The 26,869-nt window shown below is 71.6% G+C and carries 24 protein-coding genes; 11 read left to right on the forward strand and 13 right to left on the reverse strand.

The annotated features are described in order from the left end of the window. Window positions 1-12 precede the first annotated feature (12 nt). The 3 genes from ACTWPW_RS24780 to ACTWPW_RS24790 all read left to right on the forward strand — a co-directional run bounded on the left by ACTWPW_RS24780 (window position 13) and on the right by ACTWPW_RS24790 (window position 3,224). The gene (locus tag ACTWPW_RS24780) at window positions 13-873 is read left to right on the forward strand and encodes a RecB family exonuclease (protein ID WP_364135070.1); all 861 of its coding nucleotides are present in this window, start codon (window positions 13-15) and stop codon (window positions 871-873) included. 468 nt (window positions 874-1,341) lie between these two features. After that, window positions 1,342-2,544, forward strand: a complete 1,203-nt coding sequence (locus ACTWPW_RS24785; RefSeq protein ID WP_443170028.1) for a sensor histidine kinase — start codon at window positions 1,342-1,344, stop codon at window positions 2,542-2,544. After that, entirely contained in the window at window positions 2,541-3,224 is a 684-nt protein-coding gene (locus ACTWPW_RS24790; RefSeq protein WP_443170029.1) for a response regulator, read from the forward strand. Before ACTWPW_RS24785 ends, ACTWPW_RS24790 begins: the two co-directional genes overlap by 4 nt. A 107-nt stretch (window positions 3,225-3,331) precedes the next feature. Here ACTWPW_RS24790 and ACTWPW_RS24795 read toward each other — a convergent pair whose 3' ends face one another. From ACTWPW_RS24795 to metH, 8 genes are all read right to left on the reverse strand, one after another. Further along, a complete protein-coding gene (locus ACTWPW_RS24795; RefSeq protein ID WP_443170030.1) occupies window positions 3,332-4,387 on the reverse strand; it encodes an ABC transporter ATP-binding protein in 1,056 nt (351 codons plus the stop codon). Further along, a complete protein-coding gene (locus ACTWPW_RS24800; RefSeq protein ID WP_375113996.1) occupies window positions 4,348-5,373 on the reverse strand; it encodes an ABC transporter ATP-binding protein in 1,026 nt (341 codons plus the stop codon). The genes ACTWPW_RS24795 and ACTWPW_RS24800 overlap by 40 nt, the downstream gene beginning before the upstream one ends. Further along, window positions 5,370-6,383, reverse strand: a complete 1,014-nt coding sequence (locus tag ACTWPW_RS24805) for an ABC transporter permease (RefSeq protein ID WP_375113997.1) — start codon at window positions 6,381-6,383, stop codon at window positions 5,370-5,372. Before ACTWPW_RS24805 ends, ACTWPW_RS24800 begins: the two co-directional genes overlap by 4 nt. A gap of 85 nt (window positions 6,384-6,468) precedes the next feature. Then, window positions 6,469-8,235, reverse strand: a complete 1,767-nt coding sequence (locus ACTWPW_RS24810; RefSeq protein WP_375113998.1) for an ABC transporter substrate-binding protein — start codon at window positions 8,233-8,235, stop codon at window positions 6,469-6,471. Between the two features lie 48 nt (window positions 8,236-8,283). After that, entirely contained in the window at window positions 8,284-9,276 is a 993-nt protein-coding gene (locus ACTWPW_RS24815) for an ABC transporter permease (protein WP_375113999.1), read from the reverse strand. 228 nt (window positions 9,277-9,504) lie between these two features. Next, window positions 9,505-10,008: a cellulose synthase gene (locus ACTWPW_RS24820; RefSeq protein WP_443170031.1), complete on the reverse strand. Its 504-nt coding sequence runs from the start codon at window positions 10,006-10,008 to the stop codon at window positions 9,505-9,507. A gap of 96 nt (window positions 10,009-10,104) precedes the next feature. Beyond that, the gene (locus ACTWPW_RS24825; protein ID WP_443170032.1) at window positions 10,105-10,749 is read right to left on the reverse strand and encodes an HAD family hydrolase; all 645 of its coding nucleotides are present in this window, start codon (window positions 10,747-10,749) and stop codon (window positions 10,105-10,107) included. Window positions 10,750-11,048: 299 nt separating this feature from the next. Then, window positions 11,049-14,513, reverse strand: a complete 3,465-nt coding sequence (metH, locus tag ACTWPW_RS24830; RefSeq protein WP_375114002.1) for a methionine synthase — start codon at window positions 14,511-14,513, stop codon at window positions 11,049-11,051. A gap of 150 nt (window positions 14,514-14,663) precedes the next feature. Here metH and ACTWPW_RS24835 point away from each other — a divergent pair, with 150 nt between their 5' ends. The 3 genes from ACTWPW_RS24835 (at window position 14,664) to ACTWPW_RS24845 (ending at window position 17,130) form a co-directional block, all read left to right on the forward strand. After that, window positions 14,664-15,122 carry a universal stress protein gene (locus tag ACTWPW_RS24835; RefSeq protein WP_443170033.1) on the forward strand — a complete coding sequence of 153 codons (459 nt, stop codon included), beginning with the start codon at window positions 14,664-14,666 and terminating at the stop codon, window positions 15,120-15,122. 426 nt (window positions 15,123-15,548) lie between these two features. Beyond that, a complete protein-coding gene (locus ACTWPW_RS24840) occupies window positions 15,549-16,406 on the forward strand; it encodes a PAC2 family protein (protein ID WP_375114004.1) in 858 nt (285 codons plus the stop codon). A gap of 448 nt (window positions 16,407-16,854) precedes the next feature. After that, entirely contained in the window at window positions 16,855-17,130 is a 276-nt protein-coding gene (locus tag ACTWPW_RS24845) for a hypothetical protein (protein WP_443170034.1), read from the forward strand. A 21-nt stretch (window positions 17,131-17,151) separates the two neighbouring features. Here the strand turns inward: ACTWPW_RS24845 and ACTWPW_RS24850 are convergent, their stop codons facing one another. Both ACTWPW_RS24850 and ACTWPW_RS24855 read right to left on the reverse strand, forming a co-directional pair. Continuing rightward, a complete protein-coding gene (locus tag ACTWPW_RS24850) occupies window positions 17,152-17,871 on the reverse strand; it encodes a sirohydrochlorin chelatase (RefSeq protein ID WP_443170035.1) in 720 nt (239 codons plus the stop codon). 88 nt (window positions 17,872-17,959) lie between these two features. Continuing rightward, on the reverse strand, window positions 17,960-19,126 hold the full coding sequence (locus ACTWPW_RS24855) for a uroporphyrinogen-III synthase (protein WP_375114006.1): 1,167 nt from the start codon (window positions 19,124-19,126) through the stop codon (window positions 17,960-17,962). A 259-nt stretch (window positions 19,127-19,385) separates the two neighbouring features. On the opposite strand from ACTWPW_RS24855, the gene ACTWPW_RS24860 reads away from it, so the two are divergent. Further along, the gene (locus ACTWPW_RS24860) at window positions 19,386-19,850 is read left to right on the forward strand and encodes a peptide deformylase (RefSeq protein WP_375114007.1); all 465 of its coding nucleotides are present in this window, start codon (window positions 19,386-19,388) and stop codon (window positions 19,848-19,850) included. Here the strand turns inward: ACTWPW_RS24860 and ACTWPW_RS24865 are convergent. The 3 genes from ACTWPW_RS24865 to ACTWPW_RS24875 are packed head-to-tail and all read right to left on the reverse strand — an operon-like array spanning window position 19,786 to window position 21,626. After that, window positions 19,786-20,070 carry a WhiB family transcriptional regulator gene (locus ACTWPW_RS24865; RefSeq protein ID WP_375114008.1) on the reverse strand — a complete coding sequence of 95 codons (285 nt, stop codon included), beginning with the start codon at window positions 20,068-20,070 and terminating at the stop codon, window positions 19,786-19,788. The genes ACTWPW_RS24860 and ACTWPW_RS24865 overlap by 65 nt on opposite strands. Window positions 20,071-20,100: 30 nt before the next feature. Beyond that, complete coding sequence (locus tag ACTWPW_RS24870) at window positions 20,101-21,036, reverse strand: glycosyltransferase (RefSeq protein ID WP_443170036.1); 936 nt, start codon at window positions 21,034-21,036, stop codon at window positions 20,101-20,103. Then, complete coding sequence (locus ACTWPW_RS24875) at window positions 21,033-21,626, reverse strand: D-glycero-alpha-D-manno-heptose-1,7-bisphosphate 7-phosphatase (RefSeq protein ID WP_364135017.1); 594 nt, start codon at window positions 21,624-21,626, stop codon at window positions 21,033-21,035. Before ACTWPW_RS24875 ends, ACTWPW_RS24870 begins: the two co-directional genes overlap by 4 nt. Window positions 21,627-21,795: 169 nt before the next feature. Here ACTWPW_RS24875 and ACTWPW_RS24880 point away from each other — a divergent pair, with 169 nt between their 5' ends. From ACTWPW_RS24880 to ACTWPW_RS24895, 4 genes are read left to right on the forward strand one after another with little or no spacing between them, the layout of a single operon-like run. Beyond that, window positions 21,796-23,427 (forward strand): carbamoyltransferase family protein, encoded by a 1,632-nt coding sequence (locus tag ACTWPW_RS24880; protein WP_375114010.1) that lies wholly within the window; start codon window positions 21,796-21,798, stop codon window positions 23,425-23,427. Then, on the forward strand, window positions 23,424-24,434 hold the full coding sequence (locus ACTWPW_RS24885) for a glycosyltransferase family 2 protein (RefSeq protein WP_443170037.1): 1,011 nt from the start codon (window positions 23,424-23,426) through the stop codon (window positions 24,432-24,434). The genes ACTWPW_RS24880 and ACTWPW_RS24885 overlap by 4 nt, the downstream gene beginning before the upstream one ends. Window positions 24,435-24,440: 6 nt before the next feature. Next, window positions 24,441-25,682, forward strand: a complete 1,242-nt coding sequence (locus ACTWPW_RS24890) for a glycosyltransferase family 9 protein (RefSeq protein WP_443170038.1) — start codon at window positions 24,441-24,443, stop codon at window positions 25,680-25,682. Further along, complete coding sequence (locus ACTWPW_RS24895; RefSeq protein WP_443170039.1) at window positions 25,679-26,869, forward strand: glycosyltransferase; 1,191 nt, start codon at window positions 25,679-25,681, stop codon at window positions 26,867-26,869. Before ACTWPW_RS24890 ends, ACTWPW_RS24895 begins: the two co-directional genes overlap by 4 nt.

Below are 26,869 nucleotides of genomic sequence, written 5' to 3' on the forward strand. Positions count from 1 at the left end.
AGAGTGCGGTGCATGACGTTGACCGAACCGGTGATCATCGGAGCTCTCTCCCCGTCCCGGGCGGGCGATTTCATGACGTGTCCGCTGCTCTACCGCTTCCGGGTGATCGACCAGCTCCCCGAGAAGCCGTCGCAGGCGGCGGTGCGCGGCACGGTGGTCCACGCGGTCCTGGAGCGCCTCTACGACCTGCCGGCGCCGCGGCGCTCGGTGCGGGCGGCGCTGGAGCTGCTGGAGCCGCAGTGGGAGCGGCTGCTGGCCGACGACCCGCAATACGCGCGGATGTTCACCGACGACGCGGAGCAGGCCGAGTGGCTGGGGCAGGCGCGCGGCATGCTGGAGCGCTACTTCACGCTGGAGGACCCGACGCGGCTGGAGCCGGCCGAGCGGGAGCTCTACGTGGAGGCGGTGCTGGACGGCGGGCTGATGCTGCGCGGCTACGTCGACCGCCTCGACGTGGCGCCCACCGGTGAGGTGCGGGTGGTCGACTACAAGACGGGCAGCGCGCCGGGTCCCGACTTCGAGGCCAAGGCGCTGTTCCAGATGAAGTTCTACGCGCTGGTGCTGTGGCGGCTGCGGGGGCAGGTGCCGCGGCTGCTGCAGCTGGTCTACCTGGGCGGCCAGGGCGAGGTGCTGCGGTACGCGCCCGACGAGGCCGACCTGCTGGCCACCGAGCGCAAGGTGATGGCGTTGTGGGCGGCGATCGAGCGGTCGCTGGAGACGGGCGAGTGGCGGGCGCGGCGCAGCCGGCTGTGCGACTGGTGCGACCACCAGGCGCTGTGCCCGGAGTTCGGCGGCACCCCACCGCCGGTGCCCGACCGGCAACCGGGCGACACGGTCCGCAGCAGCCGCCGCTCGGCCACCGACGAACTCTGACCGACGACCGTCCGTACTGACCCACGACCGTCCGTCCGACACGTGGCCGACCGCTCTGGCGAGCAGCCGTCCCTCCGACGGGCGGCCGTCCTCTGACGCGCGCGACTGTCCCTCTGAGGCGCGCGGACGTCCAAAGGCGCACCACCAACACGCGGACGCCCCCAGCGGCACGCGAGGTGTGAGGCGGGCGCGGCGGCGATGCGCGGGGCCCATAGGGAGCGCGCGGGTTCAGGGCCTGGAGGCCGCCCGGCATCCTGGCGGCGCCGACAGGCGGGGCCGGCGGACGGAGCGGGCGCGGACGGAGCGGGGTCGAGGGTGGCTGAGGTGCGGCGCGGCCGGTGGGGGGCTGGTGGCGTGGGTCGTCCCGGATGGTCCGCGGCGGACTCGGGTGCCTGGGTGGGCGGGTTTGGGGGCTTATCCTCCCGAGGGAGGAGGTTGAGGGCTCTCACCTGGTCTTACAGTGAAGCCGTGCGCATAGATCGGAGCAGGCTCCACGACACGGTGCTCGCCGGGCTCGTGGCCGCGATCTCCGTGGCGCTGTTCGTGCTCTACGGGCCCGACCGCCTGCAGGCCGAGGGGCTGCCTGTCGGGGGAATGCGGCGGCCCGACGCGCTCGGGGTGCTGCTGGTGGTGCTGGCGTGCGTCCCGGTTGCGGTGCGCCGTCGCTGGCCGCTGGCGGCGCTGTGCGCGGGGCTGGTGCCGGAGACGTTCCTCAACGTGTTCGGTTACGGCACCGGCATGTCCAGCCTGTCCGGCCTGGTGCTGCTGTATTCGGTGGCGTCCTACCGGGGGCTGGCGATCGCTCTGGGCGCGCTGCTGCTGTCGCTGGTGACGTACGTGACCGGCGCCGTCGCCGGGCCCGTGCGGGCGGCCGGCTGGAACGAGTACGTGGTCGTCGCCGTGGTCCTGGTGGCCGTGTGGGGCGCGGGCCGGAGCCTGCGGTTGCGCCGGGCGTACCTGGAGGAGCTGAAGGACCGGGCGACCAGGCTGGAGCGGGCGCACGCGGCCGACACGCGGGCGGCGCGGGCGGAGGAGCGGTCGAGGATCGCCCGCGAGCTGCACGACGTGGTCGCCCACCACGTCAGCGTGATGACCGTGCAGGCCGCGGCGGCGCGGCGGGTGCTGGCCTCCAACCCCGAGCTGGCGCGCGAGGCGCTGTCGGCGATCGAGCACACGGGCCGGATGGCGATGACCGAGATGCGCAACATCGTGGGCGTGCTGCGTACCGACTCACGGGCGGACGCGCGGGCCGAGCTGGGCCCGCAGCCGGGTGTGCGGGACCTGCCGGCACTGGTGGAGCAGATGCGGGAGGCGGGGCTGCCGACGCGGCTGCGGACGGAGGGCGAGCCGGCGCCCCTGCCCGCGGGTGTGGACCTGGCGGCCTACCGGCTGGTCCAGGAGGGGCTGACCAACAGCCTGCGGCACGCGGGCGCGGGGGCGCAGGCCGTGGTGACCGTCCGCCATGACGCGCACGAGCTGGACGTGCGGGTGGAGGACGACGGCCAGGGCGCGCCGCGGGAGCCGGCCGGGGAGATGTCCCTGCCGCCAGGGCATGGTTTGGTGGGGATTCGCGAACGGGTGGCCCTCTATGGTGGAATCCTGAGCATCGGTCCGCTGCCGGGGGGCGGTTTCGGGGTGCGGGCAAGGTTCCCGTTGAAGGACGGCCAATGACGATCAGAGTGCTGCTGGTTGACGATCAGCCGCTGCTGCGTACCGGTTTCCGCCTGATCCTCGAGGCCGAGCCCGACATCACGGTGGTGGGGCAGGCCGGCGACGGCAAGGGCGCGCAGGAGCAGACGCGGGCGTTGCTGCCCGACGTGGTGCTGATGGACATCCGGATGCCCGGGGTCGACGGCATCGAGGCCACGCGCCGCATCGTGCGCGAGGCGGCGCCCGCGGCGCACGTGCCGAAGGTGCTGGTGCTGACGACGTTCGACCTGGACGAGTACATCGTGGAGGCGCTGCGTTCGGGCGCGTCCGGGTTCCTGCTGAAGGACGTTCCGCCGGACGAGCTGGTGCAGGCGATCCGGGTGGTGGCGGCCGGGGACGCGATCGTGGCGCCGAGCGTGACGCGGCGGCTGCTGGACCGGTTCGCCACGCGGCTGCCGTCGGCGTACGAGCAGGCCGCTCCGGCGCGGCTCCACCGGCTGACCGAGCGGGAGCTGGAGGTGCTGCGGCTGATCGCCAAGGGCATGTCCAACGCCGAGATCGCGGCCAAGCTCGTGGTGAGCGAGACGACGGTGAAGACCCACGTCGGCAACGTGCTGACCAAGCTGGGGCTGCGCGATCGGGTGCAGGCCGTGGTGCTCGCCTACGAGACCGGCCTGATCACGCCGGGCGCCATCTCCTGAGGCCGGTCACGCCCATCTCCTGAGGGCATCGCGCCGGGCGCCATCCCCTCGATGCCGGTCACGCCGGGCGCCATCCTCTGAGCGGGCGCCCGGCGTTTCAGGCAGGCTCAGCCGGCCTTGCCGGCCACCTCCGGCGTCGCCGGGGCGTTCTCCGGGAAGTGGCAGGCCACCCGGTGGCCGCTGGCGAGCTCCTCCAGCGGCGGCTCGACCTGCTTGCAGATCTCCTGCGCCTTCCAGCAGCGGGTGTGGAAGCGGCAGGCGGGCGGCGGGTTGAGCGGGCTGGGCACGTCGCCGGTCAGCCGGATGCGCTCGCGTTCCTTGCGCGCCTTCGGGTCGGGCACGGGCACGGCCGACATCAGGGCGTTGGTGTACGGGTGCATGGGCGAGCTGTAGAGCCGCTTGCGGTCGGCGATCTCCACGATCTTGCCCAGGTACATGACCGCCACCCGGTCGCTGATGTGCCGCACCACCGACAGGTCGTGGGCGATCACCACGTAGGTCAGGTCCAGCTCTTTCTGCAGGTCTTCGAGCAGGTTGACGACCTGGGCCTGGATCGACACGTCGAGCGCGGAGACCGGCTCGTCGGCGATGATCAGCTTGGGCTTGAGCGCGAGCGTGCGGGCGATGCCGATGCGCTGGCGCTGCCCACCGGAGAACTCGTGCGGGTAGCGGTTGTAGTGCTCGGGGTTGAGCCCGACCAGCTCAAGGATGTCCTGGACGGCCTTCTTGGTGCCGTTCTCGGTCCTGATGCCCTGGATGCGGAAGGGCGCGCCCACGATGGCGCCCACCGTGTGGCGGGGGTTGAGCGACGAGTAGGGGTCCTGGAAGATCATCTGCATGTCGCGCCGGAGCGGCCGGAGCCGGCCCTGGCTCATGTGCGTGATGTCCTGACCCTCGAAGACGACCTCGCCGGCGGTGGGCTCGAGGAGCCGGGTCACCAGCCGTCCCGTGGTCGACTTGCCGCAGCCGGACTCCCCCACGAGGCCGAGCGTCTCGCCCTTGAACACCTCGAAGCTGATCCCGTCCACGGCCTTGACGGCGCCGACCTGCCTTTTGAGCAGGCCCTTCGTCACCGGGAAGTGCTTCTCCATGTTATGCACGGAAAGAAGCGGCTCATTCTCGCTCACTGGATCTCCAGCACTGGCTTGATCTCGTTCTCCCATAGGCCCTGCCGCTCGCTCCTGCTCATGTGGCAGCGTACGAGGTGGCCTCCCTCGGTCTCGGCGAGGGCCGGCACCTCGGTGGCGGCCTTGTCCCCGGTGCGCTCGGCGTACGGGCAGCGCGGGTGGAAGGCGCAGCCCGGCGGCACGTTGATCAGGGACGGCGGCGAGCCCTTGATCGGCAGGAGCCGTTCGGTGGGCTCGCGGTCCAGGCGGGGCATGGAGCCGAGCAGACCCCAGGTGTAGGGGTGCTCGGGCCGGTAGAAGATGTCGTCGGCGGAGCCGTACTCGACGCATTTGCCGCCGTACATGACGAGGATGTCGTCGGACAGCTCGGCCACCACGCCCAGGTCGTGCGTGATGACGATCAGCGCGGAGTTGAACTCCCGCTGCAGGTCACGCATGAGGTCGAGGATCTGGGCCTGCACGGTCACGTCGAGCGCGGTGGTCGGCTCGTCGGCGATGAGCAGCTCGGGGTCGCAGGAGAGCGCCATGGCGATCATCGCGCGCTGCCGCATACCGCCGGAGAACTCGTGCGGGTAGCTGTCGACCCGGCCGGCCGGCTCGGGAATGCCGACGCGGCCGAGCATGTCGATGGCGTGCTTGCGGGCCACCTGCTTGGAGACGTCGTTGTGGATGCGGTACGCCTCGATGATCTGGTGGCCGACCGTGTAGTACGGGTGCATCGACGACAGCGGATCCTGGAAGATCATCGCCATCTTCTTGCCGCGCAGCCGGCGCACGTGCTCGGCAGAGGCGCCGTTCAGCTCCTCGCCGTCGAGCCAGATCTCCCCGGAGATCCGGGCCCGGCCGCCCTTGTGCAGGCCGAGCACGCCGAGGCTGGTCACGCTCTTGCCGGAGCCGGACTCGCCCACGATGCCGAGGGTCTGACCGCGCTCGACGCTGAACGTCAGCCCGTCGACGGACTTGACGAGACCGTCGTCCGTCGGGAAATGGATCTTCAGGTCCTTGACGTCAAGGAAGCTCATGACAACCTCACCCTCGGGTCGACCACCGCGTACAGGAGGTCGACGACCAGGCTCGCCACCACCACGAAACCGGCGGCGACCAGAACCACGCCCATGACCTGAGGCAGGTCCTGGTTCCTGATGGCCAGAATGGCGAACTGGCCGAGCCCGGGCAGAGTATAGGTGGTCTCGGTGAGGACGGCGCCGCCGATGAGCAGGCCGAAGTCGATGCCGAACAGGGTCAGGATCGGGGTGAGCGCGGCGCGCAGGCCGTGTTTGACCACGACCCGGCTCTCGGACAGGCCCTTGGCCCTGGCCGTGCGGATGTAGTCCTCGCCCATCGTCTCCAGCATCCCGGCCCGCGTCAGGCGGGCGTAACCGGCGGCGAACAGGAACGCCAGTGTGATCCACGGCAGCAGCAGGTTGTAGGCCCATTGCGCCGGATTCGCGGTGAAGTCCGTCCACGCGCCACCCGGCGGCGTCCAGCCCAGGCCGTAGCTGAAGACGACCAGGGAGATCATGCCGGTGAAGAAGATGGGCAGCGACACGCCGGCCAGCGCGGTGCCCATCGAGAGGCGGTCGAAGAAGCTGCCTCTGCGCAGCGCGGAGAGCACGCCCACGCTCACGCCGGCCACCACCCAGATGAGCGCGGCGCCGATGGCCAGGGAGAAGGTCACCGGCAAGCGGTCGACCAGGTCAGGCCAGACGGGCTGCCCGCTGATGAAGGAGTAACCGAAGCAGGGGGCGGGGCACTGCTCGACGCCCGCACCGTAGTCGTACTCGGCGCCGGCGAAGATGCCCTTGACGAATCTGCCGTACTGCACGACCACCGGATCGTTGAAGCCCAGCCGCTCGGCCACCAGGTGGACCGTCTCCGGTGTGGCCGCCCGGCCTACGTAACGCGACGCGAGGGCCTCGGGTGTCGCCCCGGCCCACTGCGGCACGACGAAGAAAATGCCGAACGTGACCATGCTGATCACGATCAGCATGGCGAACGCGCCGATTAGACGCCTGATGATGTATGTGACCACCGCTACCGGCCGAGTGGCCCGCCCGCCGCCGGGCGGGCCACTCCTGCCTTCACCTGCCTTCGCTAGATCCCCGAACCCCGCCTGGTCACTCGACGCCGAGCATCACGTAGTCGTACATGCTCTGGCCCTCGTTGTAGGCGACGTTCGTCAGGCCCTGACCCCGCATGAGCAGCGACTTGGCCCACACGACCGGAAGGATGGAGGCGTCCTCCATGACCTTCTTGTCGACGTCGACCCAGAGCTTGGCGCGGGCCGCCTCGTCGAGCTCGGCCGAGGCCTGGTCGATGAGCTTGTCGACCTCGGAGTTCTTGACGCTGAGGTTGTAGTTGCCCGCGTCGCGGATGGTGCGGCTGTCCACGATGGCCTGCATGAAGCCGTAGCCGTCGGGCCAGTCGGAGCCCCAGCCGTGACCGGCCAGGCCGATGCCGTTCTTCTTGACGTAGTCGACGTTGCCGGCGTAGTCGGAGAAGTAGCTGGAGCCCGGGAAGCCCTTGAGCTCGAGCTTGATGTTGACCTTGGCCAGCGCCTGCTGCATCGACTCGGCCAGCGCCTTCTCGCGGGGCCGGTCGGAGCGGAACGCCATGGTGGTGGAGAAGCCGTTCGGCTGGCCACAGGCGGCCAGCGCCTGCTTGGCCTTGTTCACGTCACCCTTGTTCTCCGGGGTGGCGTACAGGTCGAACTTCTCCTGGCCGACGATGGGCGGCGGCATCACGTTGGTGGCGATGTCACCGCCGGCGAGCGGGCCTCCGTAGGCGGTCTGGTTGGCGACGCGGTCGGCGGCCCAGAGGACTGCCTTGCGGCACTCGACGTTGTCCAGCGGCGGCGTGTCCGGGATGACCGAGACGTACCAGAGCCTGGGGATCGTCGGGTTGTCCGTACGGGCCTTCAGCGCCGGGTCGGGAAGGACCTTGCCCAGGGCGGCCGGCTGCATGCCGGTGCCGGGGATGTCCAGGTGGATGCTGCCCGAGATGAGCTGGTTGTCCAGGTCATCGGCGTTGACGTTGAGCTGGACCTCGATCCGGTCCGGCAGCGCGGGACGGTTCGGGTCGGTCGCGGGGTCCCACTGGTCGTTGCGGACCATGGTGAAACGCTTGCCGATCTCGTTCGTCTCGAACTTGTACGGGCCGGAGGAGACGACCTTCTCCTTGTACTTCGCGCCCGTGTCCTTGTCCTTCGGCACCGGCGCGGTCATCGGCATCTGCACGATGTAGTCCATGGACGCGAACGGCTTCTTCAGGTGGAAGACAACCGTCGAGTCGTCGGTCGCCTCGACGGCCGACTTGTAGTCCACGTCGGGGGTCTTGTAGACGCCCTTGAAGTCCTTCGGCCAGTCGAGCAGCTCGTTCAGGTAGGAGGGACCGTGGGGGAAGGTCTCCTTGTCGAACGACCGGGCCACGGCGTAGGCCACGTCCTTGGCCGTGATCGCCGCGCCGTCCTCGAACTTCAGGCCGCTCTTGAGCTTGTACGTCCAGGTCTTACCGTCGTCACTGGGGGTGCCGAGCCCTTCGGCCAGGTCGGGGACGACGGTGTTGCCCTCGGGGCCGGGACCCGTCTTGTACATCGTCAGCGTCCGCCAGTAGAACCGGCCGAAGTTGAACGAGTAACCGTAGTAGGTGTCGCCCGGGTCAAGGCTGTCCCAGTCGGCGGAGTGGGCCGCCTTGAGCGTCCCGCCCTTCTTGGTGGACGGGTTGTACACCTGGGTCAGACCGGCGTTGAACGCGGGTTGCGCGGCACCGCCGGACGCCGACTGGGCGGGCTGTTGTGGTGTGCCGCCACCTCCGCCGCCACAGGCGGAGAGCACCAGGGCGAGCGCCGCTGTCGCGGCTCCTGCCAGTGCGTGTTTCCTTCTCATTGACTAACCCCTTGATTAGTGAGATGGGGGATGGAGCGATGGCGAAGATCAGCGTGCGCGCGGGTCGAAGGCGTCCCGCAGTCCGTCACCGAACACGTTGAACGCGAGAACGGTGATGAAGATCGCCAGACCCGGGAAGAGCACGAAGTGGGGCAACGTGTAGAAGCGGACCGCTTCGGAGAGCATGCCGCCCCAGGTCGGGGTGGGCGGGTTGATGCCGACGCCCAGGAAGGAGAGCGCGGCCTCGAAAAGGATGTTGGTCGGGATGAGCAGGGTCGAGTAGACCAGGATCGGCGCCATCAGGTTCGGCAGCACCTCGCGGAACAGGATGTAGCCGTTACGGGCTCCCAGGCTCTTGGCCGCGTCCACGAACTCGCGCTCGCGCAGCGACAGGGTCTGGCCGCGGACGATGCGGCCGATGCTGGGCCAGCTGAAGAAGCCGATGATGAAGATCAGCATCGCGATGCGCAGGCCGTTGCCCTCCAGGCCGAATCCCTTGTCGGGGATGACGCCCGCCAGCGCGATGGCGAAGACCAGCAGCGGGAAGGCCAGGAAGACGTCCATGAGGCGGCCGATGACCTGGTCGACCCAGCCGCCGAAGTAGCCGGCGATGACGCCCAGCGTGGTGCCGATGATGACGGACAGGATCGTGGCCAGGAAGCCGATCAGCAGCGAGATCCACGCGCCCGCGACGATCCGGCTGAAGATGTCACGGCCGTTGACCGGCTCGACACCGAGCAGGTATTCGCCGCTCATCCCACCGAAGGAGCCCTTGGGCAGGAGCGTGCTCTGGTCGATCGCGTCCTGGTGGAACTCCAGCGGCGGGTGACCGAACGCGGCGATGATGGGCGTGGAGAAGATCGCCACGAGGATCAGCAGCACGACGACCACGCCGCCGGCCAGGGCGACCTTGTCACGGCGTAGCCGCATCCAGGCGATCCGGGTGAGCGAGCGGCCCTGGATGGCCTTGCCCGCTCCCACGAGCACCGACTCCGGATGCGCTTCTGCGGCGGAACCGGAAACGTCTAGCGGTGCGGTCATGCCGAATTGCCCCCTGCTGCCCAAACGACGCGTCTTTTTCGCGTACTGACTTTAGACCGCGAGTCGCGACCTCAGGAGGCAGAATCTATGGCCTGAGCTGGACTGACTAGTCCCTCCGGCTGCTATGTGGCTCAACTGTGATTGACGCGAAACTCATTCGTATCGATCTTGATCTGAATGTCCGGGCCCTGTCCGGGTTGCGTCTCGGAACTGTGACACAACGCGGGATCAACTGATTCCACGGCGTTTGAGCAGTTCCTCGATGTCGGAGAAGTCGTCATCGCCCTTCGCCTTCTGCGACGTCTTGGGTGCCGCGGCGGCGGCCGGCGGCCGGCTCGCGACGGCCGGCTTTTCAGCTGAGGGCTTAACGGGACGCTGTCCCTCGCCCGCCTCCGGCGCGCTCTTGTTCTTCCTGCCGCGGCCCAGCTTCCGGCCGCGCATGACGCCCGACACCACGAACAGCACCGCCGACAGCCCCGCCACGGCCACGCCGATCCACACGGTCGGGTTGAAGACCAGGCTGGTCACGAAGCCCACCACGGTGGTGCCGATGGTCCACAGCGCCTGTAGCGCGCCGGTCAGGTAGGCCGCCACCGGCAGCAGGGCCCAGGCGGCCATCCGCATGCCCGCGGCCGCTCCCCTGCGTTTGAAGGCCAGGAACGCCAGGACCAGCCCGGCGATGCTCACTCCGGCGCACAGTGGCAGCCAGGCGATCGCATTGAAGGTACCCATCTCGCCGCCCCCTTGTCGTGGCTCCTGATGTCCATCCTGGCACGCGGAGGCCCGTCCGCCTCCTCCGTGAGAACCACTTTTCCCTTAGGGGAACGCTCAGGAGCCCACCAGAGTTCTCAGGTCCTCGACCCTGATCTCCGTCAGGGACGAGACCACCAGCCGGCCGGGCGCCGCCTCGACGGGCAGCAGGCTCGGGACGGCCACGACGGCGCAGCCCGCCGCGGTCGCGGCGGCCACGCCGTTCGGGGAGTCCTCCAGGACGACGCAGCGCACCGGCTCCACGCCGAGCAGCCGGGCGGCCGTCAGGTACGGCTCAGGGTCCGGCTTGGTACGGGTGACGTCGTCGGCCGTCACGACGCAGTCGAAGCGCTCCCTGCCGAAGCCCTTGAGCACGGCGTCGGCGATCTGCCGGAGCGAGGAGGTGACCAGCGCCACGGGCACCCCCTCGGCGCGCAGGGCCTCGAGCAGCTCGGAGGCGCCCGGCATGACGTGCACCCCGTCCGTCAGCCGCGCCACCATCCCGCCGGTCATCCACTCGCTCACCGTCTCGGGCGGCACGTCGGCCCCGGACACGGCCAGCATGTAGTCGACCGTCCGCTCCATGGACCCGCCGACGAGGTGGGCCTGGTGCGCCGGCGTCCACTCGGCGCCGAGCCTGGCCATCACCTCGGTCTCGATCTCCAGCCAGACCCGCTCGCTGTCGACCAGCAGCCCGTCCATGTCGAAGAAGACCGCTTCCAAGCCCCGCCCCCGATCCGTAGTGCCTGCGTGAGATTGTGCCCGGTGTGCGTGAACGGCGGGCGAGAACGCCACCGCCCGCCCGTGAACGCCCGGCGCGTCCCTCCGTACCGGCCGGTGAACGCCCGGCACTCCTCGGAACTCCTGACGCTCCTCGGAACGCCCTGACGCTCCTCCGAACGCCTGGCGCCCTCCCGTGCCGCCGGTGAACGCCCGACGCCCCTCGGAACGCCTCCTGGCGCCCCTCCGTGCCGCCCGTGACCGCCGGGCACTCCCCCGGCCGGGATCCGGCAGGGGGAGGGTCAGACGTTGAAGTATTTCGCCTCGGGGTGGTGGGCGACCAGCGCGGAGGTGGCCTGCTCGGGGTGGAGCTGGAACTCTTCCGACAGCGACACCCCGATGCGCTCGGGCTCGAGCAGCTCGAACAGCTGCTTCTGGTCCTCCAGGTTGGGGCAGGCCGGGTAGCCGAAGGAGTAGCGGCAGCCCTGGATGTTGACCTTGAGCATGTCGTCGAGCGACTCCTCGCCGCCGATCCCCCACTCGGAGCGCACCCGGGCGTGCCAGTATTCGGCCAGCGCCTCGGTGAGCTGCACCGACAGGCCGTGCAGCTCCAGGTAGTCGCGGTAGGCGTCCTTCGCGAACAGCTCGGCCGTGGCCTCGGAGATCTTCGACCCCATGGTCGCCACCTGGAAGCCGACCACGTCGACCTCACCGGAGTCCTTGGAGCGGAAGAAGTCGGACAGGCACAGGTGCCGGTCGCGGCGCTGGCGCGGGAAGGTGAAGCGGGTGCGCTCGTTGCCGTCGTCGCCCAGGATGATCAGCGAGTCGCCGTCGGAGACGCACGGGAAGTAGCCGTAGACGACGGCCGCCTCCAGGAGCCCCTCGGTCTGCATGCGCTCCAGCCACATGCGCAGCCGCGGCCGGCCCTCGGTCTCGACCAGCTCGTCGTAGCCGGGCCCGTCGCCGCCCCTGGTGGGCTTGAGCCCCCACTGGCCGAGGAACAGCGCCCGCTCGTCGAGGAAGGCGGAGTATTCGCCCAGCGAGATGCCCTTGACGACGCGTTCGCCGTGGAAGGGCGGCGTCGGCACGGGGTTGTCGGCCGCCACGTCGGAGCGGGCCGGCAGCTCCCCGACCGGCGTGCGGGCGAGCACCGCGCCGGTCTTGACCCGCCGCTCGCGCAGCGGCGGCAGCGTCGCGCCCGCCACGCCGCGCTTGACCGCCATGAACGCGTCCATCAGCCGCAGCCCCTCGAACGCGTCGCGGGCGTAACGCACCTCGCCCTCGAACAGCTCGGCGAGGTCCTGCTCGACGTAGGCGCGGGTCAGGGCGGCGCCGCCGAGCAGCACCGGGTAGCGCTCCGACAGGCCCCTGGAGTTCATCTCCTCCAGGTTCTCCTTCATGATGACCGTCGACTTCACCAGCAGCCCGGACATGCCGATGACGTCGGCCTTCTGCTCGTCGGCGGCCTCGAGGATGGCCGAGACCGGCTGCTTGATGCCCAGGTTGACGACCTGGTAGCCGTTGTTGGACAGGATGATGTCCACGAGGTTCTTGCCGATGTCGTGCACGTCGCCCTTGACGGTGGCCAGCACGATGCGGCCCTTCGTCTCGCCCTCGACGCGGTCCATGTGGGGCTCGAGGTAGGCCACGGCGGACTTCATCACCTCGGCCGACTGCAGCACGAACGGCAGCTGCATCTGCCCGGAGCCGAACAGCTCGCCGACCGTCTTCATGCCGTCGAGCAGCACCTCGTTGATGATCTCCAGGGCGGGCCGCTGGTCCAGCGCGCTGTCGAGGTCGGCCTCCAGGCCCTTCTTCTCGCCGTCGATGATGCGCCGCTTGAGCCGCTCCCACAGCGGCAGCGCGGCCAGCTCCTCGGCCTTGCCGGCGCGCATGGCGGCGGCGTCGACGCCCTCGAACAGGTCCATGAACCTCTGCAGCGGGTCGTAGCCCTCGCGGCGCCGGTCGTAGACCATGTCGAGCGCGACCTGGCGCTGCTCGTCGGGGATGCGGGCCATCGGCAGGATCTTGGAGGCGTGCACGATGGCGGAGTCGAGCCCGGCGTTGACGCACTCGTTGAGGAACACCGAGTTGAGCACCATGCGGGCGGCCGGGTTGAGGCCGAAGCTGATGTTGGACAGCCCCAGCGTGGTCTGCACGCCCGGGTAGCGGCGCTTGAGCTCGCGGATGGCCTCGATGGTCTCCAGGCCGTCGCGCCTGGTCTCCTCCTGGCCGGTGGCGATGGGGAAGGTGAGGCAGTCGACGATGATGTCCTCGACCCGCATGCCCCAGTTGCCGGTCAGGTCCTCCACCAGGCGGGTGGCCACGCGCACCTTCCAGTCGGCGGTGCGGGCCTGCCCCTCCTCGTCGATGGTCAGGGCGACCACGGCCGAGCCGTGCTCGCTCACCAGGCGCATGATCTTCTGGAAGCGGGAGTCAGGGCCGTCGCCGTCCTCGTAGTTGACGGAGTTGACCGCGGCGCGCCCGCCCAGCATCTCGAGCCCGGCCCGCAGCACCTCCGGCTCGGTCGAGTCGAGCATGATCGGCAGCGTGGAGGCGGTGGCGAAGCGGAAGGCCAGCTCCTTCATGTCGGCCACGCCGTCGCGGCCGACGTAGTCGACGCACAGGTCGAGCATGTGGGCGCCGTCGCGGGCCTGGTCGCGGGCCGTCTCGACGCAGTCGTCCCAGCGGCCTTCCAGCATGGCCTCGCGGAAGGCCTTGGAGCCGTTGGTGTTGCAGCGCTCGCCGATGGCCAGGTAGGAGGTGTCCTGGCGGAACGGGACGGTCTGGTAAAGAGAGGACGCGCCGGGCTCCGGGTGCGGGCGGCGGTTCGCGATCTCCTTGCCGCGCACCCTCTCGACCACCTGGCGCAGGTGCTCGGGCGTGGTGCCGCAGCAGCCGCCGACCAGGGACAGGCCGTAGTCGCGGGTGAAGGACTGGTGGGCGCCGGCCAGCTCTTCCGCGGTGAGCGGGTAGTACGCCCCGTCGGCTGTCAGCACCGGCAGGCCCGCGTTGGGCATGCAGGACAGCCGGAGCCGGGAGTGGCGGGCGAGATAGCGCAGGTGCTCGCTCATCTCGGCCGGGCCGGTCGCGCAGTTGAGGCCCACCACGTCGACGCCGAGCGGCTCGATCGCGGTCAGGGCGGCGCCGATCTCGGAGCCCAGCAGCATCGCGCCGTTGGTCTCGATCGTCACCTGGGCGATGATCGGGACGTCGCGCCCCGCGTCTTCGATGGCCCGCCTGGCGCCCACGACGGCGGCCTTGACCTGGAGCAGGTCCTGGCAGGTCTCGATGATCAGCGCGTCGGCGCCGCCCGCGATCAGGCCGGCCGCGTTGTCGCGGTAGGCGTCGCGGAGGCTGGCGTAGGGCAGGTGGCCGAGGGTCGGGAGCTTCGTGCCGGGACCCATGGAGCCGAGCACGAAGCGGGGCTGGTCGGGGGTGGACCAGTGGTCGGCGGACTCGCGGGCGATCCTGGCGCCCGCCTCTGAATATTCATAGACACGGTCGGAGATGTCGTATTCGCCGAGCGCGGCCATGTTGGCACCGAAAGTGTTGGTCTCCACGCAGTCGACGCCCACGGCGAAGTAGGCGTCGTGGACGCCGCGCACGATGTCGGGCCGGGTGACGTTGAGCACCTCGTTGCAGCCCTCGTGGCCGTGAAAGTCGTCGAGCGTCGGGTCCTGGGCCTGGAGCATCGTGCCCATCGCGCCATCGGCCACGATGACACGCTGGGACAACACTTCGCGGAAGGACGGGGAGATGCTCATGGGGTAGAGCTTATCGGGTGCGCTTCCAGCGCCGTTCGAGTGCGGCTTGAGTGCCGGGCGGGCCGGCTTCGGGGCGCTCGCGCTGTCGCCTTCCGGGGACGAGCGCTATCGTACGTCACGTCATTGACAGGACGTCTAATTGGGGGCTCCATGGCCTACCGCACCGTCCTCGTCGGCACCGACGGGTCCGCCTCCTCCTTCCGCGCCGTCTCGGCGGCGGCGTCCCTGGCCGGGGCGACAGGGGCCACGCTCGTGCTGGCGTGCGCGTACCTGCCGATGCGGGAGAGCGAGCGGGCCGCGGCGGCCGAACGGCTCGGCGACCTGGCGTACAAGGTGAGCGGGTCCACCCCGGCGGACGACGCCCTGCGGGCGGCGCGCGAGCACGCCGTGGCGGCGGGCGCCACCGAGGTGGTCCTGGCGGCCGAGCAGGGTGAGGCGGTGGACGTGCTCATATCCCTGGCCTCCCGGCACCGCGCCGACCTGCTGGTGGTGGGCAACCGGGGGCTCAACAGCCTGGCCGGGCGGCTGCTGGGGTCGGTGCCGTCGGGCGTCACCCATCGGGCCTCGTGCGACGTGCTCGTCGTGCACACCACCGCCGGCGGCCGCTGACCCCCGCCCGCCCGCCGGCGGGCGGCACACCTCTATATAGCCGGTCCTCGCCCGGGAGCGCTCACAGGCCCCCGGGCGAGCGGGTTTCGCGGGGCGCGAACGGCATGCGCGGGGGCCGGCCGCGGGCGGAGGGCGGGCGAACGCCCGGCGCCGGCGCGACGGCCACCAGGCAGCCCGGGTGCGGGGACGCGGGGCGGTGGGCGGGGCGACCAGCCGCTACCCGCCTCCACCGCTCTCCCGTCCCCGGCCCCCGCCACTGGCCCCCGCCACCGGCCCCCGCGATCCCCGGCCGGCGAGGCCGCGCCGCTCCCCCGCCGGCCGGTGTACCGCGAGGCCGCGCCCGGCGGGCGTTCGCGGAGAGATCGGTGACGGTGATGCCTCCTTACCGCATAGGCTTAGCGGGACGATGGAGAGAGGAGGCGACACGTGATAGAGCTCGAAGGGCTCCCCGAGCTCGTCGACCCGGTGCTCATTGCCGCGTTCGAGGGGTGGAACGACGCGGGCGAGGCCTCCAGCGGTGTGATCGCCCATCTCGAGTCCGCCTGGAAGGCCGAGCCGCTGATCGCGCTCGACCCCGACGACTACTACGACTTCCAGGTGACCCGCCCCGTGGTGGAGATGAACGACGGGCTGGCCCAGTCGATCGTGTGGCCGACGACGCGGCTGCTGCGCGCCCGGCCGCCGGGGCTGGAGCGCGACGTCGTGCTGCTGCGCGGCATCGAGCCCAACATGCGCTGGCGCTCGTTCTGCTCCGACATCATCTACATCTGCCGCGAGCTGGGCGTCGAGCTGGCGGTCATGCTCGGGGCGCTGCTCAACGACTCGCCCCACACCCGTCCCGTGCCCATCCTGGGCGGCGCGACCGACGCGGGGCTGGCGCGTTCGACCAACCTGGAGCTGAGCCGCTACGAGGGCCCGACGGGGATCGTAGGGGTGCTGCAGCACGCGTTCGGTCAGGCGGGGCTCGACGCGATCTCGCTGTGGGCGTCGGTGCCGCACTACGTCGCCCAGCCGCCCAACCCGAAGGCCACGCTCGCGCTGCTGCGCCGGCTGGAGGACGTGCTGGAGATCCCGATGCCGCTGGGCGACCTCGACGAGGAGGCGCGGGCGTGGGAGCGTGGCGTGGACGAGCTGGCCTCGCAGGACAGCGAGGTGGCCGAATACGTCAAGGAGCTCGAGGAGCGCAAGGACGCCGCCGAGTTGCCGGAGGCCAGCGGGGACGCGATCGCGGCCGAGTTCGAGCGCTACCTGCGGCGCAGGGACAACCGCGACACTGACAGCTAATCTTCAGGGATTAAATCCGACAATTTTTCGCGGTTTCGGGTAATAATCGGGGACCCGTACAAGATTACATCAAGTTGGGACCCCAGATTTAAGTCACCCGAAACCTGAAAACCCGGCTTCGCACGTGATGCCTACTCAACTAACCGCGCACGTTAGGCATGCCATGGCGACATCCCACGTAGATCCGCACCAGAGGAGCCAGGACACCAGGCGGCGCATCCTCGAGATGGCCGTCTCACTCAGGGAGGACCGCAGCGGCGGCTCGGTGGATTACTTCCTCGCCCTGCTGCAGGACCGGCTCCCGTTCTGGCTGAGCATTCTTCACGATTTATCCCACCGCATTGGAAAAGGGTCTGTAACGGACAACCTTCTACCAATCGCTCGTGCGGGCATCGAATACTACATAGACGTACAAAGTGCCGCACTTCCCGCCTTCACCTCCCCGAACGTGACCGTCCGCTTCCGCCACGCCATCCGCGAGACAGGGCTCGGGCCCCGTACGGAGACCGCGCCGCTGGCCGCCTACCTGGCGGCCGAGCAGCAGCTGGGAAGGGTACGGCACGACGTGGACCCGGAGGCCAGCGCGCGACTGCTGATCGCGGGCTGCTTCCACCGGGCCTACATCGAGATGTTCATCGGCTCCGACGGAGGGCCCGGGCAGGACGAATCCGCCCAGGAGATCGTCCGGGAGCTGCGGCTGGAACCGGTCGTCCAGCGCGCCTGACCACCCTCCCCCGCCATCCGATCAGGCCCTGCCCGCGGCGACGTTCAGGCCGGCGGCGCTCCGGCGGCGGCGCAGGGCCTCGTCGTAGCGGTGCCAGATCAGCGCCGCCACGTCGGGATCGGCGCCCAGCGGCGCGCTCACCAGCCCCGCCCCGGCCGAGACCAGCCGGGAGTGGAAGAAGCCGGGCGCCAGCACGTACGACGCGATCGCCACGCGGGCGGCCGGGGTCGAGCCCAGCCGCTCCATGGCCTCCTCCAGCGTCGGCGTCCCCGCCGACGCGAAGGCGGCCGTCACCGGGCGCGCCAGGCGCACGGCGAGCTGGTGGGCGGCGGCGCGCACGTCGGCCAGGGCCGCCGGGTCGGAGGAGCCGGCCGCGCCGAGCAGCACGGCGTCCGTGGAGCGCAGCCCGGCCCGCGCCAGCTTGCGGGCCAGCGCCGAGGTCAGCAGCCGGTGCGGCCCCAGCCACCCGGCCACGACCGCGTCGGGGCGGTGCTCGGCGATGACGTCCGGCAGGTCGATGTGGGCGTGGTAGCCGCCGGCCAGCAGGAGGGGGACCACGACGACCGGGCCGCGCACCGCGGGCAGCACCTCCGACAGGAGGGGCGAGCTGATCTCCAGGTAGCTCAGCTCCACGCGCTGCCCGGGACGGGCCCTTCTGACCGTCTCGGCCAGCGACGACAGGGTCTGCTCCCCCTCGGCGCTGCGCGTGCCGTGCGCGGCCAGGACGAGTGCGGGCGTCACAGGGCTCCCCCGCCGGAACGGGCGCGGCCGGGGGACGTGGTGCCCCAGGACATGGTGGACTCCTCAGCGGAACGGACGGGCGTGCGGGTCAAAATCCCGCCTCGTACAGGCAGGCGAGCCGGTAGCCGCGCTTGACCACCGTCTCGACGATCCCGCTGGGCCCGAGGGCCCGGCGCAGCCGGGTGATGGCCATCTCCACGGCGTGCTCGGCCGAGTCGCGGGCGACGCTGCCCGGCAGCACGGTACGCAGGTCGGCCCGGGACACCACGTGCCCCGGCTTGTCGGCCAGGCGCTTGAGCACCGCCATCGGGGCGGGCGGCAGCGGCCGCAGCTCCCCGTCCACGACCACGGCGTGGCCGCGGATCTCCAGCTGGTGGTCACCGGCGGTGACCCTGGTGACGCCGTGCTCCGGCAGGTGCCGGGCCAGGGCGCGGGCCAGCGCGCCGAGCCGCGAGCGGTCCGGCTGCAGCGTCTGCACGCCGCGCGAGGTGAGCGGGTCGGCGGTGACGGGGCCCACGCAGGCGGCCACCACCGGTCCGCTGAACGCGGCCAGCAGCGCCTCCTCCAGCCCTTCGGCCCGGGCCGCGCCCAGCATGGCGTGCACGGCGGGCGCGCTGGTGAAGGCCACCGCGTCCACCGAGCCGGAGATCGTCTGGCTGATGAGGCGGCGCAGCGGCGAGATGTCGCGGTAGGGCAGCCACCGGTAGACCGGGATCTCGATCACCTCGGCCCCGGCCCCGCGCAGCTCGGCCACGAACTCGCTGAGCGGCTCACCGTGCTGCTGCACCGCGATGCGCCGCCCGCGCAGGTCCTGGGCCAGGAGATACTGCTTGACCTCCTCGCACGACTCGGTCGCGGGGGTCCAGTGGTCGTTGAGCCCGGCGGCGCGCACCGCTCCCCTGGCCTTGGGGCCGCGGGTGAGCAGGCGGGCGGTGGCCAGGTGTTCGCCCAGGTCGGAGGACAACCCCCAGCCCTCGGCGGCGGCCATCCAGCCGCGGAAGCCGACGCCGGTGGTGACCACCACGTCGTCCAGCGGCGCCTCCAGGCTGAGCCGGGTGGCCGCGAGCAGATCGGTGTCCTCCGCCAGCGGGACGAGGCGGATCGCGGGGGCGCTGACGACGCGCGCGCCGCGGCGCTCCAGCAGCGCCCCGAACTCCTCCCGCCGTCTGGTCGCGGTCACGCCGACGGTGAAGCCCGACAGGGCGTCGGGCGCCGTCTCCGGGGAAGAGCCGCCCTCCAGGGGAAGCGCACTCATGCCTGCACCTCCAGGTCGTCCAGGTAGTCGTGGATGCCTGGCCGGGCCCCGAGCACCCGGCCAGGCATCACAGGCGCGTGTGACGCAAGTGAGATCACCCTCCGATACTGCTTTCGGGTGGTTTCACCGCTGGGTCTCTTCTGTTACCGCTGTGCTACAAGGCAGGAGCTTCGGGGTTGACGGGAGGCGGTCCAGGGAAACGTAGGTCATGACGACGCCGCCTATCGGGGAGTTGCGGGTGACGGTTCGCCCTATTCGCATGTTCGATGATCCGGTGCTCCGCTCGGTCGCGGCGCCGGTCCAGGACTTCGATCGGGAGCTGCGGCGCCTGGTGAAGTCACTGACCGCCACCATGCGGGCCGTCTCAGGGCGGGCCGGCCTGGCGGCGCCGCAGATCGGCGAGCCGGTGCGGGTGGTGGTCTACTCCTACGACGGCAAGTCGGGCCATCTGGTCAACCCGCGGCTGGAGCTGTCGGAGCGGCGCGTCACCGCCGACGAGGCATGCCTTTCGGCGCCCGGGGTGTGGTGGCCACTGGAACGTTCCTACATGGTCACGGCGCGCGGCCGTGACATGTTCGGCAAACCCGTGACCGTGCGGGCGCTCGGCGTGCTGGCCAGGGTGCTGCAGCACGAGGCCGACCACCTCGACGGCGTGCTGTTCAGCGACCACCTCGAAGCGGCCGAGCGGGAACGCTTTCTCTCGGAGGCTCTGCCCGCAGGTTGAGCTCCCTCCGCTGGGCGGGGTCGGTGCCGCCCCACACTCCGTACGCCTGGCTGGTGTTCAGCGCGTAGTTCAGGCACGGCTCGCGTACGGGGCAGCCGTCGCACACCCGCTTGGCCCGCTCGACCTGATACTGGCTCGGACCTTCCATGGAGATCGGGAAGAACAATTCCGGGTCCAGGTCGAGGCAGGCGGCCCTGCGTGTCCAGTCGAGCATCATCATGACCTTGACGCCTACCCACTGACCTGGGCGCTATACCTCGCTGAGCAGCCGATCCCAGTCGGCCAGGAACCGGCCGAGCCCGTATCTCGCCAGCGCGGCCGCCCTGGCCGCCTTGCCGGCCTGGCGCGCCGTCTCCGGATCCTCCGCGTACGCGTGCAACGCGTCGGCCAGCACGTTCACCTTCGTGGACAGCACGCCGGCCTCCGGCGGCACCGCCTCGATCGCCTCGGTGGCCGCGAGCGCGACCACGGGCATGCCCAGCGTCATGGCCTCGATGAGGGCCAGCCCCAGTGAGGTCCAGCGGTAGGGGTGCAGGTAGACCCGGCGGCGGGCCAGCTCGGCGTGCATGACGTGCTGGGGCAGGTCCTCGTGGGTGCCGTACGGCAGCCCCGCCGCCGTCAGCTCCGCCACCTTCATCCCGAACACGTCGAGGGGCACCCGCTCGGCGAAGCGGGGCAGCAGGTCCGTGCCGGCGACCCTGGTGCGGCGTACCGGCTCGTTGACCACGACGCCCGCCCTGGGCAGCTCGCCGGTGTACAGGTGGCCGGGGTCGGGGATGCCGTGCTCGATCACGCGGGTGGGCGCCCGGCCGTTGTCCCAGTAGAGCTCGTTGAAGTTGGTGACGTGCACGAGCGTGACGTCGCTCCGGCCGGCCAGCGGGTGCCGGGTGCGCGGCACGTCGCCGGCGGGGGTGTTGTGCTCGACGTACACGCCGGGCACCTCGCGGCCCAGCCACTCGCGGGCCAGGTCGATCTCGTGCGGGCGCTGGTAGACGACGACGTCCACGGGTTCGTGGCGCAGCCGGTCCCAGGGCACCTCCCGGGCGCTGCCGGGCCAGTCGAACGTGGCCGCCCGTCCCCGGCCGTCGGGACCACGGCCGGGAACGAGCGGCAGCAGGTAGTCGTGGGAGCCCCTGATGAACGCGCTGGTCCAGGAGCCGTGCACGTGCCAGATGAGGATCCTCACCAGCGGCTCCAGCCCATGGCGCGGGCCCAGGGCGCCGACACGGCCGGCACGGGCGCCGCCGCGTCGCTCAGCACGCGGTCCACGACGTCGGTCAGGTCGTCCGCGACCTCGGCGGCCTCCTGGATCTCCCGCCGCAGCGTCTCCTTCGTCGGCACCAGGATGCCCCTGGCCCCGGCGGCCCTGGCGGCCTCCATGTCGCGGCCGATGTCGCCCACCACCACGCAGTCGCGGGGGCTGACGTCGAGCACGGCGGCGGCCCTGATCACGAGCCCGGGAGCGGGTTTGCGGCAGGTGCAGCCGTCGCCGTCGTCGTGCACGCAGATCGCCCACGCGTCGAACGGCCCCAGCAACTCCTCCACCTTGGCGTTCACCTGGTCCATGTCGTCCGGGGACAGCAGGCCCTTGGCGACGCCCGACTGGTTGGTGACCACGGCCACCGGCACGTCGGCGCGTCTTAGCCGGCCGAGCGCCTCGACCGCGCCCGGCATGGGCTCGACGAGGTCCGGATCACCGTTGTACGGCACGTCCCTGATCAAGGTTCCGTCCCGGTCGAAGAGCACGGCGCCGGGACGTCGCTTTTCGAACACCATTCACCTCCGTCGCGTGTCCGGCAGCTACCCGGCGCCTGCCCCGGCAAACAACTACTCAGGGTGACCAATCCCAGGCGGCCGCGCCTGTTTCCGCATCTCGGGAGCTCGCGGAATGTTTGAGGACCGCTTCTCTCGGTAGCGGTTCTCGACATCCTTAGGGGGAGGAAGCATGAAGTTTCTCGGCATCAACGCGATCTTCCACGACCCGGCCGCCGCCCTGGTGGTCGACGGGAGGATCGTCGCCGCGGCGGAGGAAGAGCGCTTCAGCCGCCGCAAGCACGGCAAGCGGCCGCTGGCGTTCTCCGCGTGGGAGCTGCCCGAGCAGGCCGCCGCCTGGTGCCTGCGCGAGGCGGGCCTCGCCCCCGAGGACATCGACGCCGTGGCCTACTCCTACGACCCGTCCCTGGTGGTCCAGAAGCCGGAGGGCGACTGGGAGGACCTGCGGACGAGGTACGCGGTGCGCGCCCCGGCCTTCCTCGCCACGGCGCTGCCCGGCCTGGATCCCGGCCAGGTCAGCTACGTGCCGCACCACGTGGCGCACGCCGCCTCGGCCGGCCTGGCCGCGCCCTGGCGCGACTGCGCGGTCCTGGTGTGCGACGGGCGGGGCGAGAACGTCTCCCACCTGGCGGGCGTCTACCGCGGCGGCGACCTGGAGGTGCTGGCCACGCAGGAGCTCCCGCACTCGCTGGGCCTCATGTACGAGGACGTCACCGAGCACCTCGGCTTCCTGCGCTCCAGCGACGAGTACAAGGTGATGGCGATGGCCTCCTACGGCCGTCCGCGCCACCTGGAGGCGCTGCGCGAGGTGATCCACACGACCGGGGACGGCGGGTTCCGCGTCGAGCCGGTCGACTGGAACGTGTACGCCAAGGCGCTCAAGAAGGGCGCCCCCTGGACCTCCGACCACGCCGACCTGGCCGCCAGCGTGCAGACGCGGCTGGAGGAGGTGCTCCTGGAGCTGGTGCGCTGGTTGCACGAGCGGACCGGCGAGCGGCGCCTGGCGCTGGCCGGCGGGGTGGCGCTCAACTGCGTGGCCAACACCAGGCTGCTGGACGAGGGGCCGTTCGACGAGCTGTGGGTCCAGCCGGCCGCGGGCGACTCCGGCACCGCGCTGGGCGGGGCGCTGCACCTGGCGCACGCCTACGGCGAGCCGGCCGCGCCCATGCCCGGGGCGGCGCTCGGGCGCGGCTTCACCGACGAGGAGCTCGGGGCCTGGCTGGACGTGGCCCGCGTGCCGCACACCCGCCCGGCCGACCTGGCCGCCGCCGTGGCCGCCGAGCTGGCGGCCGACCGGATCGTGGCCTGGTTCCAGGGCCGTTCCGAGTACGGGCCGCGCGCGCTCGGGCACCGGTCGCTGCTGGCGCATCCGGGGCACGCCCGCAACACCGAGCGGCTGAACGACGTCAAGGGGCGCGAGCAGTTCCGGCCCATCGCGCCGATGGTGCTGGAGTCGCGGGCCGGGGACATCTTCGGGCGGGGGCCGGTGCCCTCGCCGTACATGCTGTTCGTCCACGACGTGCACCCCGACTGGGCGGCGCGCATCCCGGCGGTCGTGCACGTGGACGGGACGGCCCGGATCCAGACGGTCTCGCCGCAGGAGCAGCCGCTGATGGCGCGGGTGCTGAGCGAGTTCGAGGCGCGTACGGGGCTGCCCGTGGTGGTCAACACGAGCCTCAACACCGCCGGGCGGCCCATGGTGGACGACCCGCGCGACGCGCTGGAGTGCTTCGGCTCCTCGCCGGTGGACGTGCTGGCCCTGGGACCGTACCTGGTACGGCGGGCGGAGGTGTTCGCCTCGTGATCACCGTGGTGATCCCCACCATCGGACGGCCCACGCTGCGCGACACGCTGGCGGCCGTGGGGCCCGGCGTGCCGGTGGTCGTGGTGGACGACCGGAAGCCGGCGGACGCGCCCGGGCTCTCGCTGCCCGCGCACGTACGCGTCGTCCGGTCGGGCGGGCGGGGGCCCGCGGCGGCACGGAACGCCGGGTGGCGGGCCGCGGAGACGCCGTGGGTGGTGTTCCTCGACGACGACGTGATCCCGGAGCCCGGGTGGGCCGAGGCGGTCTGGAAGGACCTGGTGGACCTGCCGGACGACGTGGCGGGCAGCCAGGGGCGCATCGTGGTGCCGCTGCCCGCCGGCCGCCGGCCCACCGACGCCGAGCGGAACACCGCCGGGCTGGCCGAGGCGTTGTGGGTGACGGCCGACATGGCCTACCGGCGTACGGTCCTGGAGGCGCTGGACGGGTTCGACGAGCGGTTCCCCCGGGCGTACCGGGAGGATGCCGACCTGGCGCTGCGGGTGACGCGGGCCGGGCACCGGCTGGTCAGGGGCGCGCGGGCGACGGCGCATCCGGTGCGGTCCGACGGGTTCTGGGCGAGCGTGCGCTTCCAGCGCGGCAACGCCGACGACGCGCTCATGCGGCGCCTGCACGGGCCGGAGTGGCGGGCCGCCATCGGCGGCGGGCCCGGCCGGCTGCGCCTGCACGCACTCACGACCGCCGCCGGGCTGGCCGCCGCCCTCCTCGCCGGCGCCGCCCTCGCCACCCGCCGCCCCGCCGACCGCCGCCCTGCCGACCGCCTGTTCGCGGCGATCCGGCGGCGGCCCGCGGCCCCGCGGGTGCTGCCCGCGCTGGCGGTGGCCGCCGGAGGCGCGTGGGCGGCGCTGACCGCCGAGTTCGCGTGGCGGCGCGTCGCTCCGGGGCCGCGTACCCCGGGCGAGGTGCTGCGGATGGCCGTCACCAGCGTGGTGATCCCGCCGGTCGCGTGCGCGCACCGGGTGCGGGGGGAATGGAGGGTGCGGCGATGAGCGGGCATGACCGGTACGACCCCGCGCGGCGCGGCGCCGAGCGGCGTCGAGGTCCGCGGGACGGCGACGCACGACCCCCCGGCACCCGAGACCACGTCGGGAGACCCCGGGTCGCGCGGCGCGGCGCCCGGCAGCGCGCCCGGCAGCGCGCCCGGCAGCGCGCCCGGCAGTGCGCCCGCGCGCGGGACGGCGCGGCGACGGCGGCGCGACGGGCGGGATCGGGGGCGCGTGCTCGTGGCGCGGCTCGACGACGCCGGCGACGTGCTGCTGGCCGGCCCCGCCGTACGGGCCGTGCGGACGCAGGCCCGCGAGGTGGTGTTCCTCGCCGGCCCGAACGGCCGGGCCGCGGCCGAGCTGCTGCCCGGCGTGGACCGGGTGATCGGCTGGCACGCCCCCTGGATCGACCACACCCCGCCACCCGTCACCCCCGAACTGGTCGCCGACCTCGCCGGGCAGCTGCGGGGCATCGACGAGGCGGTGCTGCTCACCTCGTTCCACCAGTCGGCGCTGCCGCTGGCGCTGCTGCTCAGGCTGGCCGGGGTGGCCAGGATCACCGCCATCAGCAACGACTACCCGGGCTCGCTGCTCGACGTGCGGCACGTGGTGGACGAGAGCGTCGACGTGCCGGAGGCGGAGCGGATGCTGGCGGTCGCGCGGGCGGCCGGATTCGAGCTGCCGGCGGGCGATGACGGCGAACTCGCTGTTCAGCGGCCATTGCCGGATATAGAGAAATTTACGGGGCACTTTCTAGGCGTCGGCGGCGTGGCCGACAAAGGCACGTATGTCGTGGTGCACCCAGGGACCTCGGCCCCCGCCCGGACCTGGCCTGCCGACAGGCATCGCCAGACCGTCCGGGAGTTGGCCGAAGACGGGCACCAGGTCGTCGTGACCGGAACGGAAAGTGACCTCACCGCCTACGTGGCCAGCGATGTCGCGGTCAACCTGGGCGGCGTGACCACATTCGCAGAACTGGCTGCCGTGATCGAACGTGCCAGCGTGCTCGTGGCGGGCAACACCGGCCCCGCGCACCTGGCCGCGGCAGTCGGCACACCGGTCGTGAGCCTGTTCGCCCCTGTCGTCCCGGCGGCGCGGTGGGCCCCGTACGGCGTGCCCGTGGTGCTGCTGGGTGACCAACACGCGCCCTGCCGTGGAAGCAGGGCGCGCACCTGCCCGGTGCCCGGGCACCCGTGCCTGTCCCAGGTGACAAGTGAGCAGGTGGTCAAGGCAGTGAGGGAGCTGACGCAGTGAAGGTCGATCTCATCTCGGAGCACGCGGATCCGCTGGCCACGGTCGGCGGCGTGGACTCCGGCGGCCAGAACGTCTACGTCGCCGCGCTGGCCGTGGCCCTCGCCGAGCGCGGGCACACGGTAACGGTCCACACCCGGCGCTCCTCCGAGTCGCAACCCAAGTCGGTGAGCCTGGCGCCGGGCGTCACGGTCGAGTACGTCACGGCCGGTCCCCCGGCCCCCGTCCCCAAGGACGAGCTGCCCCCGTACATGCCGGAGTTCACCGAGCGGCTGGCCGAGCGGTGGGCCGCCCGCCCGCCGGACGTCGCGCACGCGCACTTCTGGATGAGCGGGCAGGCGGCGCTGCGTGCGGCGGCCGGCGCGCTGCCGGTGGTGCAGACCTTCCACGCCCTCGGCACCGTCAAGCGGCGCTGGCAGGGCGACGCGGACACCAGCCCATCGCACCGGATCGACACCGAGCGCGAGATCGGCCTGCGTGCCGACGCCGTGCTGGCCACCTGCAGCGACGAGGTGAGCGAGCTGTGCGCGATGGGCATCCCCGAGCGGCGCATCGCGGTCGTGCCGTGCGGGGTGGACCTGGCGGCGTTCTGCCCCGACGGGCCGGTGGCGCCGCGCCCGGCGGGCAAGGTCGTCCTCAGCATCGGCCGGATGGTGCCGCGCAAGGGCGTGGACACCCTGATCAGGGCGATGCGCCAGCTTCCCGGCGCCGACCTGGTGATCGCCGGCGGGGCCGATGACGACGAGGAGTCGGCGCGGCTGCGCGAGCTGGCCGAGGGGTACGGGATCGAGCGCCGCGTCCACGTGATCGGCAGCGTGCCGCGCACCCACGTGCCGGCCCTGATGCGCTCGGCCGACGTCGTGGTGACGGTGCCCTGGTACGAGCCGTTCGGCATGGTCCCGGTGGAGGCGATGGCCTGCGGCGTGCCGGTCGTGGCCTCGGCGGTCGGCGGCCACCTGGACACGGTGGCGGGCTGCGGCGTGCTGGTGCCCCCGCGCCGGCCGCGCGCCCTGGCCAGAGCCCTGAAGGAGCTGCTCGGCGACCCGGACCGGCGGGCGGCGCTCGGTGCGGCGGGAGCCCGCCGGGCCCGCGAACGGTACGGCTGGCCGCACGTGGCCGAACGCACCGAGGCCGTGTACACGCAGGCCATCGACGGCAAGGTCTGCCATCTGGCCGCCCTGGGGGGTTGA

The sequence above is a fragment of the Nonomuraea sp. KM90 genome, assembly GCF_052246675.1.
Lineage (GTDB): Bacteria > Actinomycetota > Actinomycetes > Streptosporangiales > Streptosporangiaceae > Nonomuraea.

Bases quoted from the DNA above. Each gene is read 5' to 3' on its own strand.
- ACTWPW_RS24790 (WP_443170029.1), top strand. From the start codon at position 2,541: ATGACGATCAGAGTGCTGCTGGTTGACGATCAGCCGCTGCTGCGTACC.
- ACTWPW_RS24800 (WP_375113996.1), bottom strand. From the start codon at position 5,373: ATGAGCTTCCTTGACGTCAAGGACCTGAAGATCCATTTCCCGACGGAC.
- ACTWPW_RS24835 (WP_443170033.1), top strand. From the start codon at position 14,664: ATGGCCTACCGCACCGTCCTCGTCGGCACCGACGGGTCCGCCTCCTCC.
- ACTWPW_RS24855 (WP_375114006.1), bottom strand. From the start codon at position 19,126: ATGAGTGCGCTTCCCCTGGAGGGCGGCTCTTCCCCGGAGACGGCGCCC.
- metH (WP_375114002.1), bottom strand. From the start codon at position 14,513: ATGAGCATCTCCCCGTCCTTCCGCGAAGTGTTGTCCCAGCGTGTCATC.
- ACTWPW_RS24865 (WP_375114008.1), bottom strand. From the start codon at position 20,070: ATGATGATGCTCGACTGGACACGCAGGGCCGCCTGCCTCGACCTGGAC.
- ACTWPW_RS24780 (WP_364135070.1), top strand. From the start codon at position 13: ATGACGTTGACCGAACCGGTGATCATCGGAGCTCTCTCCCCGTCCCGG.
- ACTWPW_RS24860 (WP_375114007.1), top strand. From the start codon at position 19,386: ATGTTCGATGATCCGGTGCTCCGCTCGGTCGCGGCGCCGGTCCAGGAC.
- ACTWPW_RS24875 (WP_364135017.1), bottom strand. From the start codon at position 21,626: ATGGTGTTCGAAAAGCGACGTCCCGGCGCCGTGCTCTTCGACCGGGAC.
- ACTWPW_RS24880 (WP_375114010.1), top strand. From the start codon at position 21,796: ATGAAGTTTCTCGGCATCAACGCGATCTTCCACGACCCGGCCGCCGCC.
- ACTWPW_RS24820 (WP_443170031.1), bottom strand. From the start codon at position 10,008: ATGGGTACCTTCAATGCGATCGCCTGGCTGCCACTGTGCGCCGGAGTG.
- ACTWPW_RS24795 (WP_443170030.1), bottom strand. From the start codon at position 4,387: ATGGGAGAACGAGATCAAGCCAGTGCTGGAGATCCAGTGAGCGAGAAT.
- ACTWPW_RS24890 (WP_443170038.1), top strand. From the start codon at position 24,441: ATGACCGGTACGACCCCGCGCGGCGCGGCGCCGAGCGGCGTCGAGGTC.
- ACTWPW_RS24815 (WP_375113999.1), bottom strand. From the start codon at position 9,276: ATGACCGCACCGCTAGACGTTTCCGGTTCCGCCGCAGAAGCGCATCCG.
- ACTWPW_RS24810 (WP_375113998.1), bottom strand. From the start codon at position 8,235: ATGAGAAGGAAACACGCACTGGCAGGAGCCGCGACAGCGGCGCTCGCC.